We start from the raw sequence: 19,318 nt of genomic DNA on the forward strand, positions 1-19,318 counted from the left end.
TGATTTCTAACTCATAATTGAAAGAAGGATTTAGCTTGAGTTTTAAAAGTACAGTGGGGGATGTCTTTTCATCCCTAAAACATAGAGATTTTAGATATTTTTTGTCAGGACAGCTTTTGTCACTAATGGGGACTATGATTCAAAATACTGCGCTCAGTTGGTATGTGTATAAGATAACAAATTCTCCTTTTCTTCTTGGACTTATATCAGTATTTCAATATGCACCGGTATTTTTGATTACTCTTATCGCAGGTGTTATAGCAGAAAGATATCCCAAAAGAAAAATTATTTTAATAACTCAGTTTTCTTACATGATACAGTCCTTTATATTGACTTTTGTTGTTTATGTTGGATATAGTAAGTATTGGATATTAGCTATATTGTCTGTTATTAATGGAATTATAACAAGTTTGGACATGCCTACAAGGCAGTCCTTCTTTATTGAACTTGTAGGAAAAAAGGATCTTCCAAATGCTATATCTTTAAATTCAACTGTTTTTAATATATCCCGTATAGTTGGACCTGCATTTGCAGGGATAATAATGAATAAAGTAGGAGTATTTCAGTGCTTTCTTATCAATACAATTAGTTTTATACCTGTTATATATGGCGTATTTCAAATAAAGGCAAAAGGTAACCCAACATTGAAGTCCAAAAATTTCAGTCTAATTCAGGACTTAAAAGGTGGGATTATATATACTATAAATAAGAAAATACTCCTATCTGTAATGTTTATGATGGCTATAGTATGCACTTTTGCATTTAATAGCAATGTAATCATACCTGTATTTGCAAAGCAAGTCATGAATGGCGGAGCAAAAGAGTATAGTCTTCTTTTAAGCCTTTCAGGTGCAGGATCATTTTTAGGAGCCATTTTTATGGCAGGGATAGGCAGAGGACTTAGAAGTAAGCACTTCCTAATAATAAATTCTTTTATATTGGCTATTTTACAGATAGTAACTTTATTTACAAGTAGTTATTTATTAGTAGGTATGCTGTTTGTGTGTGTAGGCTTCTTCGGACTTACTTTTTTGAATAGAGCAAATGCTACACTGCAGTTTAATACAGAAGATGAATATAGGGGAAGGGTAATGAGTATATATGCCCTTTTAAATATTGGGAGTACACCTTTCGGAAGTGCTTTTGTAGGTGTAGTTATGGAAAAATTCGGTGGCAAATTTGGATTCTTTAGCTGTGGATTAATAATGCTTTTATTTACGCTTATTACTGTATTCTTTGTAGAATTAAAGAATAGAAATTTTAAGTACAATTAATTATATTACATATATCGGATAATATAGATATGGATGAATAGTAATTCAAATTTGTGCAGAATTTCTATAAGATGATAGAATGTGCTTTTAAGTTATGCTAATTTTGATATAATTATAAGTAAAATAGTAAAGATAGCTACAATTATTTTATGAAGGAGTAATAATATGGATGGCAAAGAGTATGTTCAAAAAGTTTTAAGCACTGTACAAAAAAGAAACCCAGGTGAAAATGAATTCCTTGATGCTGTAAAAGAAGTTTTAACTTCTTTAGTACCTGTATTTGATAAAAGACCTGATTTTATTAAAGCAGGATTACTTGAAAGATTAACTGAACCAGAAAGAGCTATAAGTTTTAGAGTTCCATGGGTTGATGATAATGGAGAGGTTCAAGTAAACAGGGGTTTTAGAATTCAGTTTAATTCGGCTATAGGACCTTATAAGGGCGGGTTAAGATTTCATCCGTCTGTAAATCAAAGTATTGTAAAGTTTTTAGGATTTGAGCAAATATTTAAGAATTCCTTAACAGGTTTACCCATTGGAGGAGCAAAAGGCGGTTCAGATTTTGATCCAAAAGGGAAATCTGATAACGAAGTTATGAGATTTTGCCAAGCTTTTATGTCTGAGCTGTACAAATACATAGGTTCTAATAGAGATGTACCTGCAGGAGACATAGGTGTTGGTGGAAGAGAGATTGGATATTTATATGGATATTACAATAAACTTAGAAGTGTAAGTGAACAGGGGACTTTGACAGGAAAGGGACTGACTTATGGAGGAAGTCTTGCTAGAACAGAAGCAACTGGATATGGATTAGTTTATTTTACTGAAGAAATGCTAAAAGATCATAATTTGAGTTTCAAAGATAAAAAAGTAGTAGTTTCAGGTTCAGGAAATGTGGCTATTTATGCTATTGAAAAAGCAACTGAACTTGGAGCTAAGGTTATTACTTGCTCTGATTCTAATGGATATATTTTGGATGAAAATGGAATTGATCTAGATGTAGTAAAAGAAATTAAAGAAGTTAGAAGAGGAAGAATAAAAGAATATTTAAAAAGTGTGCCTACTGCTAAGTATGTACCAGATTTTAGAGAAATTTGGAATGTTAAGTGTGACATAGCTCTTCCTTGTGCAACTCAAGGCGAAATAAATGAAAAATCAGCTAAAGCTCTTGTAGAAAATGGTGTTATAGCTGTATCAGAAGGAGCAAATATGCCTTCAACTTTAGATGCAATAAATGTATTTTTAAGTAATGAGATTCTTTTTGGACCTTCTAAGGCAGCTAATGCAGGAGGAGTTGCGTGTTCTGCTATTGAAATGTCTCAGAATAGTATAAGGTATTCATGGACATTTGAAGAAGTAAATAACAAGATAAAAAATATAATGATTAATATTTATAATAATTCTAAAAATGCAGCAAAAGAATATGGAAATGAAGGAAATATAGTTGTAGGAGCCAATATTGCTGGATTTTTAAAAGTTGCTGAGGCTATGATGGCCCAGGGTATAATTTAAGTCTATAGAGAAGCTTGGAAGTTATGGAGGATTTTTTAAAGAAAAATCCTCTTTCAACTGTCCATTGTTAATCCTAAACTTTTAAGTAGACTTATCTACAAAATTTCTATTGCAACAATTTCTTAGTTGAAATTATATAGTTAAATATTTTGATGAGTTTAAGTGAAAAAGTCAAAATTGATGCAAATATAAACTAACAATTATAAGTATTCCACAAAATGATATAGAAAATAAGTACTTATAGTATAAAATAAAAGGGTTATTATTGAAGGCATAGCTGTCAATTTCTTTTGAGACTACATTAAAGCATCTATCTATGGATTTTGTATTTATATATTGAGATTTGTCCATAGGTGTGTGGATTTTGGATGTATCTGCATCTGATAAAGTTAGGGCATCTATGTTATAAGCTCTAAAATATTGATGATCACTGGAATTTTCAAAAGTGTACTTAAAGTTTATCTTGCTATTAGTACATAATTGTGCTATTTCTTTTACAAAAGGTAAATTCTTTGAGTCCCATTTTCCTGCCATTATGGAAAGAGGAACGTTTTTATCACTGCCTAACATGTCAAAATTTATAACTTTTCCTCCTCTTAGGGTGTCTTTATATTGCTGTGCAAAATTTTTTGATCCTAAGCATCCAAATTCTTCTGCATTAAAAGCTGCAATTACTATATTCCTCTCTGGTTTTCCGAGAGAATTTATATATTTTATAAGACCAAGCAAAAAAGAAGTACCAGAAGCATTGTCTAGGGCGCCACTGTATACTGTGCCAGAAAGGTCAGAACCAAGGTGATCAAAATGGGCAGATAGAACAAGGGGTGGTAGGGCAGGATTTTTACCTTTTATGTATCCTATTACGTTATAAGCAGAAGTTAATTTATTATGAAAAGGTATGAAACAGCTTATTTCACAATCTGAATTCAAGTAATTTTTTATTTCTTTGGCAGTTTGTTCTTTTATCATAATGTACATGCTTCCCCGAGAATTTGCAATAAAGGAACTCCTAAAATCTAAGTTATCATTTTTGGGAGTATAAAACAAAAAATATTGGTTTGATGTCTGTACTTGAAAGCTGTTTTTTGATAGTGAAATAACATCATCTTTTTTAAAAGATACACTGCTATTTTTAAAGTTTAGCATATCTTCCTTATAATCTGCAGCATACGTATACTGTTTTACTATAAAGCCATTTTTATCCTTTACTATGAGATATGGAGCAGCATCTATTTTTTCAGGGTAAACTACATTAAAGGATTGTAAATAATCCTTATTATAAGAACTTAAATTTTCTGATTTAAAATAATGTTTTATAAAAGCTGCTGTTTCATAATTTTCCAAAGTTCCAGTAAGCCTTCCTTTAAAATTATCTGAAGATAGATAGGAAATAGTATTTTTAACTTTTGAGGAATTTAGCGGATGTACAAAATAATAATATTGAAAACTCAACGAACAAATAATACAAAATATAGTTAATGGTAGCATAAACATAAATTTTTTCATTAATAATAACCTCTAAAATAATGTGTTTCTAAATATATATTAATTTGCCAAAGTGTATATAACTGTTGTAATATATTTTTAGCTGATTTACTTTTTCGATATGTTTAATCCTACTTTTAACTTAGAGATTTATGATAAATAAAATTGACCAGGAGGTAAGAATGAATAATATAATAGATACATTAGCTGAAGAGCTTAGTGTAAATAAAAAATATATAAATAGTGTAATTGAACTTTTAGATTCAGGTAATACAGTACCTTTTATAGCCAGATATAGAAAAGAGCTTACAGGAAGCATGAGTGATGTAACTTTAAGAAAACTGGCAGAAAGGCTTACATATCTTAGAAATCTTAAATCTAGAAAAGAAGATGTAATAAGGATAATAGAAGAACAGGGAAAACTTACGGAAGAACTAAAGAATTCTATAGAACACAGCAGCACTTTAACAGAAGTAGAAGACATATATAGACCATATAAACCAAAGAAGAGAACCAGAGCAACTATTGCACAGGAAAAAGGATTGAAGCCTATTTCAGAAGTTATTTTAGCTGGAAACTTTCAAGATGATATAGAAAAGTATGCAGAAAAATTTATAGATGAGGAAAAGGGCGTTGAATCTTCAGAAGATGCACTAGCAGGTGCAGTTGACATAATAAGTGAGGTTATTTCTGATGAAGCAAAGTATAGAAAATGGATAAGAAAATTTGTTTGGGAAAATGGAATAATTGAAACGAAGGGTGAAAGCAAAGAACCAACTCCTTATGAAATGTACTATGATTATAGAGAAGCAGTTAAGTCTATTCCACCTCATAGAATACTAGCTATAAATAGAGGGGAAAAGGAAAAAGTTTTATCTGTAAAGATAACCTGTGATATGGAGAATATAGAAATTTATTTAAAAAATCAATCTCTTAAAGGAAATAATATAACAGATACTTATATAGAAAAAAGTGCAGAGGATTCACTCAAGAGATTAATTTACCCATCTATCGAAAGAGAAATAAGATCAGAACTTACAGATATGGGAGAAGAAGGTGCCATAAAAATATTTAAAGCTAATTTGAAGGCACTCTTGATGCAATCACCTATAAAGGGAAAGAATGTACTTGGCTATGACCCTGGTTTTAGGAATGGATGCAAAATTGCAGTACTGGATGATACGGGTAAATTGTTAGATACCGCAATAGTATATGCTACTGCACCTCAAAATGATGTGCAAGGATCTATAAAGAAACTAAAGGAGCTGGTATATAAATATGATGTAAATGTTGTATCCCTTGGAAACGGAACTGCTAGCAGGGAATCTGAAGAACTCATTGGAAAACTTATAAAAGAAGTAAAGGAAGAAAAAGGAAAAGACTTGTACTATGTAATTGTATCTGAAGCAGGAGCTTCAATTTATTCTGCATCGGAACTTGCAGCAAAGGAATATCCAGATATAAATGTATCTTTGAGGGGAGCTATATCTATAGGAAGAAGACTTCAAGATCCTTTAGCAGAGCTTGTTAAAATAGATCCTAAATCCATAGGGGTAGGACAGTACCAACATGATGTTGCACCAAAAAAATTAGATGAATCTTTAAAAGGAATTGTAGAAGATTGTGTAAATAGTGTAGGTGTAGACTTAAATATAGCAACGCCGTCTCTTCTGGCCTATATATCCGGAATAAATACTGCTATAGCATCAAATATTGTAGCTTATAGAGAAGAAAATGGTAAATTTAAAAACAGAAAAGAGCTTTTAAAGGTTAAAAGATTGGGAGCTAAAGCTTTTGAACAGTGTGCAGGATTTTTAAGGGTAATGGAAAGTGGGGAGCCCCTTGACAATACTTCTGTTCATCCTGAATCTTATGATGCAGCAAAGGGACTTCTGAAAATTATTGGATACGATATGGAAAATTTAAAAAATGGAGAACTTTCAGGTATAGATAATAGAGTTGATAAAATAGGAATAGATGTTCTTTCAAAAAAGCTTAATGTAGGTGAGCCAACTTTAAAAGATATAATAAAAGAGATAAAAAAGCCGGGAAGAGATCCAAGAGAAGAGCTTCCTAAACCTATACTTAAGACTGGAATAATAGATATTAATCAATTAAAACCAGGCATGGTTCTTACAGGTACAGTTAGAAATGTAGCAGATTTTGGAGCTTTTGTAGATATTGGAGTTCATCAGGATGGACTTGTTCATATAAGCCAGTTGTCAGATAAATTTGTAAAGCACCCACTTGATGTAGTTCAAGTAGGAGATATAGTTCAGGTAACTGTACTTGAAGTGGATGAAAAGAGAAAGAGAATATCACTTAGCATGAAATAAACAGAGTGCTATAGGACTGTTACAGAAGGTAATCATTGGGTAAAAATTATTTTAAGAATATGTTGAAATATGCTGGTAAAAGTATTATAATAAATTTGAAAATTTAAAATATAATCTTCAGGGCGGGGTGTGATTCCCCACCGGCGGTATAGCCCGCGAGCCATAATTGGTATGATTCGGTGAGATTCCGAGGCCGACAGTAGAGTCTGGATGAAAGAAGGTAAAATGCAGTGTTTATTAGCCCTGATATTTTATCAGGGCTTTTTTTACTTACCTTAGAAGGTTATACACAATATTTTAGGGGGATGTTAGATATGAGAAGCAATAAGTTAAACAGGCTAGTAAAGATATCATTGTTAGGTGTAATTGGATTTTTACTTATGTTCATAGAAGTTGCAATTCCTGTGTTCCCATCGTTTTTACAGATTGATATAAGTGATTTACCAGCTTTAATAGGTACTTTTGCACTTGGACCTGGAGCTGGAGTTGCCATAGAACTTTTGAAAAATATACTCCATGGAATATTTGATGGAAAAACAGCATTTATAGGAGAATTCGCAAATTTTGCAGTTGGTTCAGTTTTAGTATTTACAGCAGGATATTTATATAACAGACATAAAACTAAAAAGACAGCAGCAATTAGTCTTGGGGTGGCAACTATTGCTATGTCAGTATCTGCTGCAGTGTTAAATTATTTCGTATTACTGCCACTTTATGAAAAACTACTTAATTTCCCTATAAGCGCAATGGTAGCAGCAGCAGGAAAAGTAAATGGAAGTATAACAGATATAAATACCTTGATATTATTTGCTATTGTACCTTTTAATTTATTAAAAGGATTAGTACTTACAGCACTTACACTAGTTTTGTATAAGAGTGTATCACCGATACTGAAACAAGAGCAGAGTAAAAGTAGGGGTTTGGCAGAACATAACAATTAGAAAAAAATCTGGGTTTATCCCAGATTTTTTTATTTTATCTTTATGAAAAAACATTTTTGTACGATAATTTATACATAACTTAAAAAGAGAATAAATTATAAAGGGTGATGAATTTGCCAGGTATATGGAATGTAAACAGTAGTTATAATGTAGATAATAAGCGTATATCTACTAAGTTATCTTTTGAAGTAGGTGAAAAATTTTCTGCTAGAATTTTAGATTTAAAAAAATCTACGGGAGAAATACTTTTAAAACTTTTAGATGGATGGCAATTTTCTGCAGAGATAGAAAACCCAGTAGATTTTTTGCCAAATAAGCTTGTAAGGCTAGAAGTGCAAGGGTTCGAAGATGGAAAGCTTAAATTAAAAATTGTTAACTCACAAGATGGAGAACAAAGCGGAGGAAAAGATTCTATAGATAGCTTTATTAGAGAATCCGGTGATCTTAATTTAAGTAGTGATGACTACCAGCTTGTAAAAAGCATGCTTAAGCACGAAATACCACTTACTAAAAGTAATATTTCTAATATAAAAACTACCCTGGATTTTATAGACAAAATAAAAAATGATCCTAATGAAGAGGATGAGTTTATAGGTAAATATCTAGATAGTAGAGGCATATCCCCTGAAAGCACAGAAGGTAAATTTACCACCAGTACATTAAAAAATTTTTTTAGTCAACTAAAACAGATAAGTGGTGATGATTTGCTTACTTTCTTGGAAAACAATATGGAACTAAGTGAAGATAATATAAAAAGTTTTAACAATGTATTTAAAAAAGATGGCACCATATACAACGAAATAAAATTCTTGGGAGAAACTCTATCTGGACAGAAATCCAATAATGTACAACCCCAAAACCAAGTTGAAGGTACAAAAGACAATCTAAAAGTTATTTCCCCAAAAGTTCAAACTGAAGTATATAGAAGTGAGAATAGTGACAATAAAGCAATAAATATACCTACTAAGGACAATATTGTTTCTACACAGAGTGAAAAGGACATTGCTAGTAGAGCAGGTACAGAAAGGGCTGGTGTAGAAAATAAAACTGTTTTAAATAGTGAGGGATTGGATGTAAGTAAGCTAAATGAAATTTTAAATAAAATCAAAAATTCAGTAGGTGAAGAAAAAACTCAATCTCCAAATGTAGAACAATCATCTAATGTAAAAGAAGATATTTCCTCTAAAGGCATAGAACAGCAGACAGGTATAGATAAAGGCATTTCTTCCAAAGATATAGAGAATTTAGAACAAAAAGATACTTCAAATACGGTTTTAAAGTTTTCCGAAAAGGAAGGAAGTAAAGTTGAAAGCTCTCACCATAATAATTTTGTAAAGCAAAATGGTATGGATGACATTGTAAGTCAGATTAAAGAACAGATAAACATAAAGACCAGTGAGATGAAGGATATCATAAGAACAGTTTTAGATCAAAAAGGAGATGGCAAAAATCAACTTAGTGGAAATATTGCACAAGTGCTTAACAATAACATGAACGATTTTAAGGTATTTAATACTGTTTCTAATTCATACTATTATATGGATGTCCCTATAAATCTAAATCAACAAGATTATCAATGCAAACTGATGATTAAGGATGAAAGGAAAAAAGGGAAAAAAATAGATTCTACTAATGTAAAAGTAGTAACTTCTGTAAGTACTGAAAATATGGGTACAGTAGATGCATATTTAAGCGTTAAAAACAGTAATATGGATATAGATATCAAATGTAATAAGGAATGGCTTAATTTATTCAAGAAAACTGAAAAAAGGGTATTGGAGAGCTTATCTGATATAGGGTATAATGTATATGTTAGATTTGATGAAAAGAAAGAAGAGATGAATATATCAACTTGTAGGGAGTTTTTTCAGGATAGCGATATTGGTGTTATAAATACAAAGGCATAACTTAAGGCATTTTCTTTCAAATGCCTTACTGGTTATTATGAACTCATTACTGAACTCTCATTAAAGGGGAATATTATGGATAAGAAAAAGAAAGCGGCGGCTTTAAAATATGAATATAATTATGAAGCACCTATAGTTACTGCAGCAGGCATAGGACAAATAGCAGATAATATATTGAATAAGGCAAAAGAGAGCGGCGTTCCTATAGTTTATGATAAAGAGCTTGCCAATCTTTTGAGTAATGTGGACATAGGGGATAATGTACCTTTTGAGTTATATGATGCGGTAGCTAAAGTAATAGCTTATGTGGTAGATATAGATAAAAATATAAGTAGAAGTAGAAGGTGATTATTTGGCTTTATTTGCAATATCAGATTTGCATTTGGACTTAACTGGCAGTAAGCCTATGGATGTTTTTGGAAATAACTGGACTAATCATGATGAAAAAATTAAAAAAAATTGGAGCAGCAAGATAACTAGTGAAGACAAGGTATTGATATCAGGAGATATATCTTGGTCCATGAACATGGAAGGAGGAGCTTGTGATTTAGAGTGGGTGCACCAACTTCCAGGAACAAAATTGATGATAAAGGGAAATCATGACTATTGGTGGAACAGTATTACTAAACTAAATAATATGTATGAAGACATGGGTTTTATACAGAATAATTTTTTTACCTATAAGGATTATGGAATATGTGGTACAAGAGGCTGGAATTGTCCAGAAAGTGATAACTTTTCTGCTCATGATGAAAAAATATATAAAAGAGAACTTTTAAGAATGAAAAATTCTTTGGACTGTGCAGTAAAGGCAGGATATAAAAAATTTATAGTAATGATACATTATCCGCCTATAAGTGAAAAGTTCATGTCCTCGGGATTTACGGATATATTTAGGGAATATGCTGTAGAGAAGGTTATATATGGACATCTTCATGGAGAATCTTTATCCAAGGCTGTAACGGGAAACTTAAATGGAGTAGAGTATATACTAGCTTCTGCAGATTATGTAAAATTTAATCCTATAAGAATAATGTAGAGTAAACTTGAAAATAAGCTTACTCTAAAAATGAATGGACAGGCTATTTGTGAAATTTAGAAAAAAGTCCATGTTTTTTATTATCATCTGAGCCATCTGTAGGATTGTTATCTTCAGTTTCAGTTATTACATCCTTTATAAGATCTTTCTGATCTCTAGCTAAATTTTTAATTTTTTGTGATGCTATAGTAGAGGATGTTACTTCACTGAACCAGATTAGGGAGTCTTCTTCTCTACCTGTACGTCTCATAAGTTCTCCTATAAGATACATTGTAGTAAACTTGTCCATACCGTATATAGGAGAAGGCTCATTGTAATATGCATTTTGAAGATTTTCTAATGCCTGATTTAGAAATTCCATTTCCTTTTTTTCATCTTCTTTAAGTCTGTACATCCAGGCAATTTTTAAAGAATTCATTGCTTTTTTACTAGATCTAGCATTTATAATGTAATAATTTAAAAGAGATAACTTGTATCTTGTTATAGCTAAATCTATATCATATACCTCAGGATAATTCTTACTTTTCCACTTAGGAGAGATTTTTTCCCTAATTATGTTTGCGTCATAATCACTCAGGTGTTCAAAGTCACTTTTCATAGCTGAATAACCACATTCATCACATACCCATACGTCATAAAAATAGGGATTTATAATAGAATATCTTATAAAAAAGTCAGAATCTTTTTTTTGTATTCTATAAGAAGATTTCTTAATAGCTCTTGCATTAAAAGTATTATCACAAACAGGACATACTACTTTTTTATTGTAAAGTAACAGTTTTTGCTTTTCTTCTTCACTTAAGCCTTCATCTTCATTTAAATTTTCTAGACTCAAAGAGGTTTTTTTAGACATATCTGTAGCCACCTTCATTATGAATAATATATTTTTTGTATTGATTATTAAGTTATAATATTATTATATCAAAAAAATTATTTAAATTATACTATTAAGTATATATGAAACATATATACTATATTGAATAATTTAAATTTTTGATATAATAATAATGTACTTATATAATTCGTTGGGGGTGATTTATGTGGCAATAGGGGAATGGAAAACATTTTTAATACCATATAGTCAAGCTGTTGAAGAGTTAAAAGTAAAATTTAAAAGTATAAGAAAAGAATATAGAAAAAGGAATGAATACTCACCAATAGAATTTGTTACTGGAAGAGTAAAGGAGATATCTAGCATATTAGAGAAAGCCAATAAGTTCAATATACCTCTTGACAGAATAGGTTATGAGATGGAAGATATAGCTGGTATTAGAGTTATGTGCCAGTTTGTAGATGATATAGAAAAGGTAGTTGAGATAATAAGAAATAGGAAAGATATGAATATAATGTATGAAAAAGATTATATATCTAATGTGAAGGAAAGTGGATATAGGAGTTACCATGTAATAATTAAATACCCTGTTAATATGGCAGAGGGTGAGAAAGAAATACTAGCTGAGTTTCAGATAAGGACTCTTGCCATGAATTTTTGGGCTACTATAGAGCACTCGCTGAACTACAAATATAAGCAGGACATACCTGGTGGAATAAAATTAAAACTTAAGAGTGCGGCAGATGCAGCTTTCCAGCTTGATCAACAGATGCTTGAGATCAAGGATGAAATAAAAGATGCCCAAAAGTTATTTGAAGTAAAGTCAAGCTTGGTTTCTGATATAATGAACAATATACTTACTATGTCTTCTATGGGAAAGTTAAGCGAATCAACTAGATATCAAGTCCAATTAAATAATTTACTTGAAGAGGGAGAAGTGTCTGAGCTTGTGAGCTTACTCCGTTCAACAGAAAAGTTACTTCAAATGTACAAATAGCTGTCATGTTACAATTCAGTTGCAGGTTTTAACCAAAACTAGCAACTGAAATTAGTAATGACAGCTATCTACATATTGTTATTTGGCTACTATATTTACAAGCCTGCCTTTTACCACTATGACTTTCTTTACATCTTTACCGTTTAAAAGGGATTTAATATGTTCATTAGAAAGAGATAACTCTTTTATCTGGTCTTCTTTCAAGTTCGTGGATACATTTATTTTAGCTTTGATTTTACCATTTATCTGAATGGCTATTTCTGCCTCATCTCTTATAAGTGCATTGGGTTCAAAATCAGGCCATTTTTCATTAAATATGGAATAGCTTTTTCCTAGAGATTCCCATTGCTCTTCTGCAAAGTGAGGTGCAAAAGGTGCTATGATTTTTACAAAATCAATTACAGTATCTTTTAGCAGCGATATATTTTTATCTTTTTGCTGAATGTACTTCGAAAGTGCATTTGTAAATTCCATAATTCTAGCGATAGATGTATTAAACTGAAATTTATTAGCATCCTCTGATACAGATTTGATTGAAAAGTTCCTTGTATAGTTAAGTTCTTTTTCGTCAGCATCCATAGAAGTTTTTCCGGCATCTCCACTTTCTATAATTTCTTTTACAGAAGAGATAGTTCTTTCAATTCTATCTACAAATTTACTTATGGATTTAATTCCGTCATCGTTCCAAGCCCCACCTTCACTGTAGTCAAATCCAAACATCAGATACATTCTAAATACGTCAGAACCATATTCTTGTATGCAGTCATCTGGAGATATGGTATTTCCCTTTGATTTACTCATTTTTTGACCATCAGGACCAAGTATTATGCCTTGATGTCTAAGAGATAGGAAAGGTTCGTCAAAGTCTAAGAAACCCATATCCCTAAGAGCTTTAGTAATAAATCGGGCATACAGAAGGTGCATGCAAGCATGTTCAGGACCACCTACGTACATATCTACAGGGAGCATTTTATCTATTTTAGCTTTATCAAAAGGGTTTTCGCTATTTTTATTATCAACATACCTTAAATAATACCAGGAAGAACATACAAATGTGTCTAAAGTATCAGCTTCTCTTTTCGCAGGACCCCCGCAGCAAGGGCATGTAGTATTCATGAATTCTTCTGATTTTAAAAGAGGAGACTTACCATCAGGAGAAAATTCTACATTATATGGGAGTTCAACTGGAAGTTGATCTTCTGGTACAGGAACTGTCCCACATTTTTCGCAATATACTATAGGAATAGGAGTTCCCCAATATCTCTGTCTTGAAATTAACCAGTCTCTTAGTCTGTAGTTTACTTTTCCAGAGCCCAATCCCATACTTTCAAGCTTCTTAGTTACAGCTTCTTTGCCTTCTTTTGTAGTTAGACCATCGAATTCACCGCTATTTATCATTTCGCCATGTTCTACATAAGGTAAGGAGTCTCCACCTTCTATAACTCTTTCAATAGGAAGCTTATATTTTGTTGCAAATGCAAAGTCTCTTTCATCGTGGGCAGGAACTGCCATTACGGCACCGGTACCATAAGTATTTAGTACATAATCGCCTATCCATATAGGAACCTTTCTGCCATTTATAGGATTTATAGCATAAGAACCACTGAATACACCAGTTTTTTCTCTTGTAATTGACTGTCTTTCGATTTCACTTTGCTTCTTAGCTGATTCTTTATATTTTTCTACTTCATCTTTGTATTCATCTTTGGTCAATTTATCAACTAAGGTATTTTCAGGTGATAAAACTACATAGGTAACACCAAATAAGGTATCAACTCTTGTAGTAAATACACTGAACTCAATATCAGAATCTGCTACTTTAAAAGTTACATTTGTACCGGTGGATTTACCTATCCAATGTCTTTGCATAGCCTTTGTTTTTTCTGGCCAATCTAGTTTATCTAGGCACTGAAGAAGTTCTTCTGAATAATCTGTAATCTTGAAGAACCATTGAGTTAAATCCTTCTTAGTTGCCTCGGTACCACATCTTTCACAAAATCCATCTTGTACCTGCTCGTTTGCAAGTACTGTTTTACAGCTAGGGCACCAGTTTACAGGGGCATTTTTCCTGTAAGCTAAACCATGTTTATATAGTTGTAAAAATAACCACTGATTCCACTTGTAATATTCAGGACGACAGGTAATTACTTCATTTTCCCAGTTGAACATTGCACCCATAGATTTAAGTTGTTTTTCCATAGTAGCTATATTTTTTTCTGTAGAATCACTTGGGTGTATTCCAGTTTTAATAGCATAGTTTTCTGCAGGAAGGCCAAAAGAATCAAAACCCATAGGTTGGAATACATTATACCCCTGCATTTTCTTAAGTCTTGCCCAGGAATCTACAGGAGCATAGTTAAACCAGTGTCCTGCATGAAGCTTACTACCTGAAGGGTAGGAGAACATCTCCAGTACATATAATTTTTTATCTAAATTGTTATCGTCAAATTTATAAAGTGATGTTTCTTCCCATTTTGTTTGCCATTTTTTGTCAGTTTCGATACTGTACATAATATCTTCTCCTTTATTTGTAATTTAATATAGCCTTTACGCTTTTGTAAGCTAAAGAAGTCTAGTAAAATTGTGGTGTTTATTTGTTGCTAGAATATAAAAAAATCTCTCATCTCTTAAAATCAAGAGACGAAAGATTTGGCTTCCGCGGTACCACTCTAATTAAACCAATAAATTGGTTTCACTCAAAAAATAACGGTTCATACCGTATCTGATTTTCTTCAGATAAGCTCCTAAGGTGAGTTTCGTATTCTGTTCACACTGTTTTTCACCTAACAACAGCTCTCTTTAGTGATACAAATACTACTGTTCCTTTTTCAAAGCTAAATATTAGTTTATTTCTCATTCTATAATATTAAACAGTTCTATGTCAAGAATTTATTTTTAAATTTTATTTTAAAAAAGAACTCCTAAAATAAAGAGTTCTCTCTTGGCTGCCCATGCTGGACTCGAACCAACACATACCTGTTCCAGAGACAGGTGCCTTACCATTTGGCGAATGGGCACTGTTATGTAAATCTCAACAATAAACATTATATCACCACAAATTCATATGTCAATAGTTTATTATTAAATACAATACTATTTTATTATTTTTAAAATATATCTGTTAACATAATTTATAAATAAGGTTAACAGATAGTCATATATTAGAAAAGCTATTTGTGCGCTTAATACAATTAAATAAGGACCTATTTTTATTTTTAAAAGACCAGGAAAAAATAGACTGTAAACTAAAAATAGTATTAGTAAACATATATTAAAAAAAGCAAGTTTTATTATAATTTCAAGAGGTAATTTTCTGAGCTTTTCAACAAAATATTTTATTAATCCATAGAGACCAAAAAATACTATATAGGAAAGCACTGTAATTTTAAACCCGCATATTATAAGAGATAGTAAGGAAGTAGCTGCATAAATAGTAATAGCATTTTTGTAACCTGTAACGAGCACTGATAATGGTATGATAAAAGAAGCCAAAGCCAGAAGAAAAGCTTTATTTATTGGCACTATGCCACTTAAGTATATTAAAATGACTCCTAAGGTAGTTAAAAAACCTCCTTTGGTTATATTGGAGGTTTTATTTTGAGCTTTTGTCATTAATACCCACCTCTTTTTTAGATTGATAGTTTTAGCAATTTCCACCTCCACAGAAGCAATCCAAACAATATAATGTAGCACAGATGTTACATATGTCAGGGTCTCTTCTCCTGTTGTCATAATAAGGCTGTCTATAGGAATTATTCATGCCTCTTAACTTGTTTAATGCCTCTTGATATTTAAAATTATTTGGATCAAGGCTGCAGGCGGTGCTTAAATTAGTGCTAGCCTGGTCATACCAGCCCTTTCTAGTATTTAAAATCCCCATGAGGTAGTGCCATTCTGCGTCTCTTGTATTTATTCCCATGAGTTTTGATTCTGCACTGCTTAAATTTCCATTATAAATATCATTTTCTATAGACTGATATGCGCTAGAATTGCTGCCAGTATAGGTATTACTGCTTCCATTATTATATGTATTTGTCCCTTCATTTTTCATCAAATAATCATAGGCTTCATTTATGTCTCTCATTTTATCCTCGGCTAAATCCTTAAGTGGATTGTTACCATACTGATCAGGATGATATTTCTTAGCTAAGGTTCTATAAGCCTTTTTTATTTCATCTTTTGAAGCATTTTCATTTATTTCAAGTACTTCATATGGATTTTTCATCTTTGTAAACACCCCTTTTAAAAACTTTATCCATCTTATCTAAAAGTCCATATTGTAATATATTGTGTAGTAATTCTTCATTCTTTTTTATAGGAAGTTTTTCGAAAATATTCATGCACTGTGCAGCACAAGTACCTAAAATGAAATCAATTCTAGTTTCTATTTCTTTAAAAAATTTTTCATAGCTTAGATTTTCCACGTTAAAGCATTTATTTATAACATTAAACTTACCCTTTGACATATCACTATGTAAATCATCTAAAGCATCTATAATATATATCCATTTGCCAAGGTTATATCCAAGAAAGTACAGTTCCTCTTTAATTTTTTCATACTTAAAAGAACTTAATATAAATCCAGTAAGGTGTGCAAAAGGATGAGATATCATATCTATGGATTTATTATTAGTTTCCTTTTCAAGTTCATAAAGGCTGCTCAAATTTTCCTTTATATGTATAAAAACTTTTTTATAATTTTCATCTGTTTTGTTAAAGTATGTTTTGAGACAAATCGAAAATATCTTGCTTTTCAAAGAATGGTCGTCGACTGTGTCATCTAAAAGTTTGAAATAACTTAGGTATATATTGCAAAAAGCTGCATATTTCAGAGAATCATTGTCCTTTAAAAAAACTTTTTCTTGCAGGGGATGAAGGATACATCTTTTTTTTACGTAAGTTTGTTCACCAGTTCCTAAAGAGTCTAAAAGCAGTGCAAGAAAAGTCATGTCATAATTTAGAGAGATCCTGGGAACATTACCAATGTTATATTTTATAGACCTACATAATCCGCAATAATAAGCTTTAAATTTTTCATAATCTTTTATTTTAAGCTCCATTTTGTATGGAGTTACATAACCAAACATAGATTCTCCTATTTTTCATTTAATATTTCATATATAGTTTTGGATGTAGTATCTTTTATGGAATATCCAAGCAACTCTACCAGCTCATTTAATTCACCATCACTTTTAGTTTCTATTTCTATATATGGAAAAGGACAGAAGGATATATCATTTATATCTATTTCAATTAAGCTGTTTTTATATTTGTAACTTTCCCGATACTTTTTTATAGATTGAAGTAAGTTTAGTCCAAGTGATTTAAATATTTTTTTACCTGCTTCTGCGTCAAGTATTTCAGTTTCATTTTCTTCCATTACTTTATATTTTCCCTGACTTAAAAGTTTTTTAGTAGTCATGTAAAAATGGGTTGAATTGTGGAGGAGATCTTCTACAACTCTTATTCTAGCATAACCTTTATTTTTTATAAGACGTCCATCTTTAAAGTCGTATATATAATTTGTTTGATTTTCCATTTTAACCTTTATAGATTTCATCTGTTTTAGTTTTAATCTTATATGATCAGGATCTATTTTTATTATTCTTGTTTCACATTCTTCCAAAGAATTCACTCCCTATGAAAAAACTATTGTTATTTTGAATTATACCATAAAAGTTAATATCTAAAGGTTAAATTAATAAAAATTTAATAAGAGGCCTCCTTAAACCTAATAAGGAAGCCTCTTATTTTTTATTTTAAGGAATTTGCAGAACCAAGAACATTATCTATTTTGTATTCCACTACTTTTTGTATTGCATCTCTTCCTGCGCCTAAGTATTTTCTTGGATCAAAAACTTCTGGTTTATCTCCAAAAGTTTTTCTCACAGCAGCAGTCATAGATAATCTCAAGTCAGTATCCATGTTTATTTTGCATACAGCCATTGAAGAAGCTTTTCTAAGCATATCTATTGGTATTCCTTTAGCACCAGCTAAATTTCCCCCATATTTGTTACAAGTTGCTACTGCTTCTTGATCTACGGCTGAAGCACCGTGAAGCACTATAGGGAAGTTTGGAAGTTTTTCTTGAACTTTTTCAAGTATATCAAATCTTAATTTAGGTTTGAAATTTGGTGGAAATTTGAATGCACCATGGGAAGTACCTATAGCTATAGCTAGGGAATCTATACCAGTTCTGTTTACAAAGTCTTTTGCTTGATCTGGATCGGTATATATATGTTCTGCGGCAGATACATCATCTTCTACCCCTGCAAGTACACCAAGTTCTGCTTCTACTACTACGCCGTGGTCATGAGCATATTTTACAACCTCTTGAGTCTTTGATACATTTTCTTCATAATCAAAGTGAGAACCATCAAACATTACTGAAGTAAAGCCATTTTCTACACATAGCTTTACAGTTTCAAAATCAGGACCATGATCTAAGTGAAGGGCAAGATCAATACCTGTTTCTTCTATTGCAGCGTCTACCATAGCTTTTAAATATTTAGGACCTGCATACTTTATTGCACCTGCTGAACATTGCAAAATAACAGCAGAGTTTTTAGCTTTTGCTCCATTAACTACACCTTGAATTATCTCCATATTATTAATATTAAAAGCGCCTATTGAATATTTTCCTTCATAAGCTTTTTTGAACATATTTTTAGTAGTAACTAATGCCATTGTTATTCCACCTTCCAATATAATATTTTATAGCTATAATATAGGATTCCTAAGTGAAATCTAGATTTATACATATGGATAGATTACTAGTAATTCAATTTATTCTTATATTTTATTTGTACAAAAATAAATTATTTTTATGTATAAATCTATAAGTTTAAATTATAAACCCTATATAAAGTTTTTAAAGTCAGGGACAAACTTATTTTTTGAACATTTTTACAATATTCGCTAGTTAATCCTAAAGGTACTAAACGTACAATTACAGTATATCAGAAGTAAATTGTTTTTACCATAAATACAATATC

16 protein-coding genes, 1 tRNA gene, 1 riboswitch and 1 other annotated feature are annotated in these 19,318 nt (G+C 31.3%); of the genes, 8 read left to right on the plus strand and 9 right to left on the minus strand.

From position 1 onward, the window contains the following. Positions 1 to 17: 17 nt before the first annotated feature. Positions 18 to 1,274: an MFS transporter gene (locus WY13_RS10280; RefSeq protein ID WP_242866438.1), complete on the plus strand. Its 1,257-nt coding sequence runs from the start codon at positions 18 to 20 to the stop codon at positions 1,272 to 1,274. A 165-nt stretch (positions 1,275 to 1,439) separates the two neighbouring features. Continuing rightward, positions 1,440 to 2,786, plus strand: coding sequence for an NADP-specific glutamate dehydrogenase (gene gdhA / locus WY13_RS10285; RefSeq protein WP_063555577.1), 1,347 nt, complete (start codon positions 1,440 to 1,442; stop codon positions 2,784 to 2,786). Between the two features lie 171 nt (positions 2,787 to 2,957). Here the strand turns inward: gdhA and WY13_RS10290 are convergent, their stop codons facing one another. Next, positions 2,958 to 4,292 (minus strand): M28 family metallopeptidase, encoded by a 1,335-nt coding sequence (locus WY13_RS10290; protein WP_063555578.1) that lies wholly within the window; start codon positions 4,290 to 4,292, stop codon positions 2,958 to 2,960. A 161-nt stretch (positions 4,293 to 4,453) separates the two neighbouring features. Between WY13_RS10290 and WY13_RS10295 the strand changes: the two genes are divergently transcribed. From WY13_RS10295 to WY13_RS10315, 5 genes are all read left to right on the plus strand, one after another. Next, the gene (locus WY13_RS10295) at positions 4,454 to 6,607 is read left to right on the plus strand and encodes a Tex family protein (protein WP_063555579.1); all 2,154 of its coding nucleotides are present in this window, start codon (positions 4,454 to 4,456) and stop codon (positions 6,605 to 6,607) included. Positions 6,608 to 6,716: 109 nt separating this feature from the next. Further along, a riboswitch (FMN riboswitch) is annotated at positions 6,717 to 6,833 on the plus strand. Positions 6,834 to 6,921: 88 nt separating this feature from the next. Next, positions 6,922 to 7,548, plus strand: a complete 627-nt coding sequence (locus WY13_RS10300; protein WP_063555813.1) for an ECF transporter S component — start codon at positions 6,922 to 6,924, stop codon at positions 7,546 to 7,548. A 107-nt stretch (positions 7,549 to 7,655) separates the two neighbouring features. Next, on the plus strand, positions 7,656 to 9,455 hold the full coding sequence (locus tag WY13_RS10305) for a hypothetical protein (RefSeq protein ID WP_242866440.1): 1,800 nt from the start codon (positions 7,656 to 7,658) through the stop codon (positions 9,453 to 9,455). 75 nt (positions 9,456 to 9,530) lie between these two features. Continuing rightward, positions 9,531 to 9,803, plus strand: a complete 273-nt coding sequence (locus WY13_RS10310; RefSeq protein ID WP_063555581.1) for an EscU/YscU/HrcU family type III secretion system export apparatus switch protein — start codon at positions 9,531 to 9,533, stop codon at positions 9,801 to 9,803. 4 nt (positions 9,804 to 9,807) lie between these two features. Further along, positions 9,808 to 10,494, plus strand: coding sequence for a metallophosphoesterase (locus tag WY13_RS10315; protein ID WP_063555582.1), 687 nt, complete (start codon positions 9,808 to 9,810; stop codon positions 10,492 to 10,494). A gap of 43 nt (positions 10,495 to 10,537) precedes the next feature. Here the strand turns inward: WY13_RS10315 and WY13_RS10320 are convergent, their stop codons facing one another. After that, positions 10,538 to 11,347 carry a DUF2225 domain-containing protein gene (locus tag WY13_RS10320; RefSeq protein WP_063555583.1) on the minus strand — a complete coding sequence of 270 codons (810 nt, stop codon included), beginning with the start codon at positions 11,345 to 11,347 and terminating at the stop codon, positions 10,538 to 10,540. Between the two features lie 187 nt (positions 11,348 to 11,534). Here WY13_RS10320 and WY13_RS10325 point away from each other — a divergent pair, with 187 nt between their 5' ends. Next, positions 11,535 to 12,323, plus strand: coding sequence for a GTP pyrophosphokinase (locus tag WY13_RS10325; protein WP_063555584.1), 789 nt, complete (start codon positions 11,535 to 11,537; stop codon positions 12,321 to 12,323). A gap of 78 nt (positions 12,324 to 12,401) precedes the next feature. On the opposite strand, the gene leuS is transcribed toward WY13_RS10325, so the two are convergent. The 7 genes from leuS to fba form a co-directional block, all read right to left on the minus strand. Further along, positions 12,402 to 14,834 (minus strand): leucine--tRNA ligase, encoded by a 2,433-nt coding sequence (leuS, locus tag WY13_RS10330; RefSeq protein ID WP_063555585.1) that lies wholly within the window; start codon positions 14,832 to 14,834, stop codon positions 12,402 to 12,404. A 122-nt stretch (positions 14,835 to 14,956) separates the two neighbouring features. Then, positions 14,957 to 15,164, minus strand: a binding site (T-box leader). A gap of 101 nt (positions 15,165 to 15,265) precedes the next feature. Further along, a tRNA-Gln gene (locus WY13_RS10335) sits at positions 15,266 to 15,340 on the minus strand. A gap of 76 nt (positions 15,341 to 15,416) precedes the next feature. Further along, positions 15,417 to 15,935, minus strand: coding sequence for a hypothetical protein (locus tag WY13_RS10340; protein ID WP_063555586.1), 519 nt, complete (start codon positions 15,933 to 15,935; stop codon positions 15,417 to 15,419). Positions 15,936 to 15,966: 31 nt separating this feature from the next. After that, entirely contained in the window at positions 15,967 to 16,548 is a 582-nt protein-coding gene (locus WY13_RS10345) for a J domain-containing protein (RefSeq protein WP_063555587.1), read from the minus strand. After that, positions 16,532 to 17,410, minus strand: coding sequence for a DUF5685 family protein (locus WY13_RS10350; RefSeq protein ID WP_063555588.1), 879 nt, complete (start codon positions 17,408 to 17,410; stop codon positions 16,532 to 16,534). Before WY13_RS10350 ends, WY13_RS10345 begins: the two co-directional genes overlap by 17 nt. Before the next feature lie 8 nt (positions 17,411 to 17,418). Then, the gene (locus WY13_RS10355; protein WP_063555589.1) at positions 17,419 to 17,949 is read right to left on the minus strand and encodes a class IV adenylate cyclase; all 531 of its coding nucleotides are present in this window, start codon (positions 17,947 to 17,949) and stop codon (positions 17,419 to 17,421) included. A 128-nt stretch (positions 17,950 to 18,077) separates the two neighbouring features. Continuing rightward, the gene (gene fba, locus WY13_RS10360; RefSeq protein WP_063555590.1) at positions 18,078 to 19,010 is read right to left on the minus strand and encodes a class II fructose-1,6-bisphosphate aldolase; all 933 of its coding nucleotides are present in this window, start codon (positions 19,008 to 19,010) and stop codon (positions 18,078 to 18,080) included. Between the last annotated feature and the right edge of the window lie 308 nt (positions 19,011 to 19,318).

The sequence above is a fragment of the Clostridium ljungdahlii genome, from assembly GCF_001636845.1.
GTDB lineage: Bacteria > Bacillota > Clostridia > Clostridiales > Clostridiaceae > Clostridium_B > Clostridium_B ljungdahlii_A.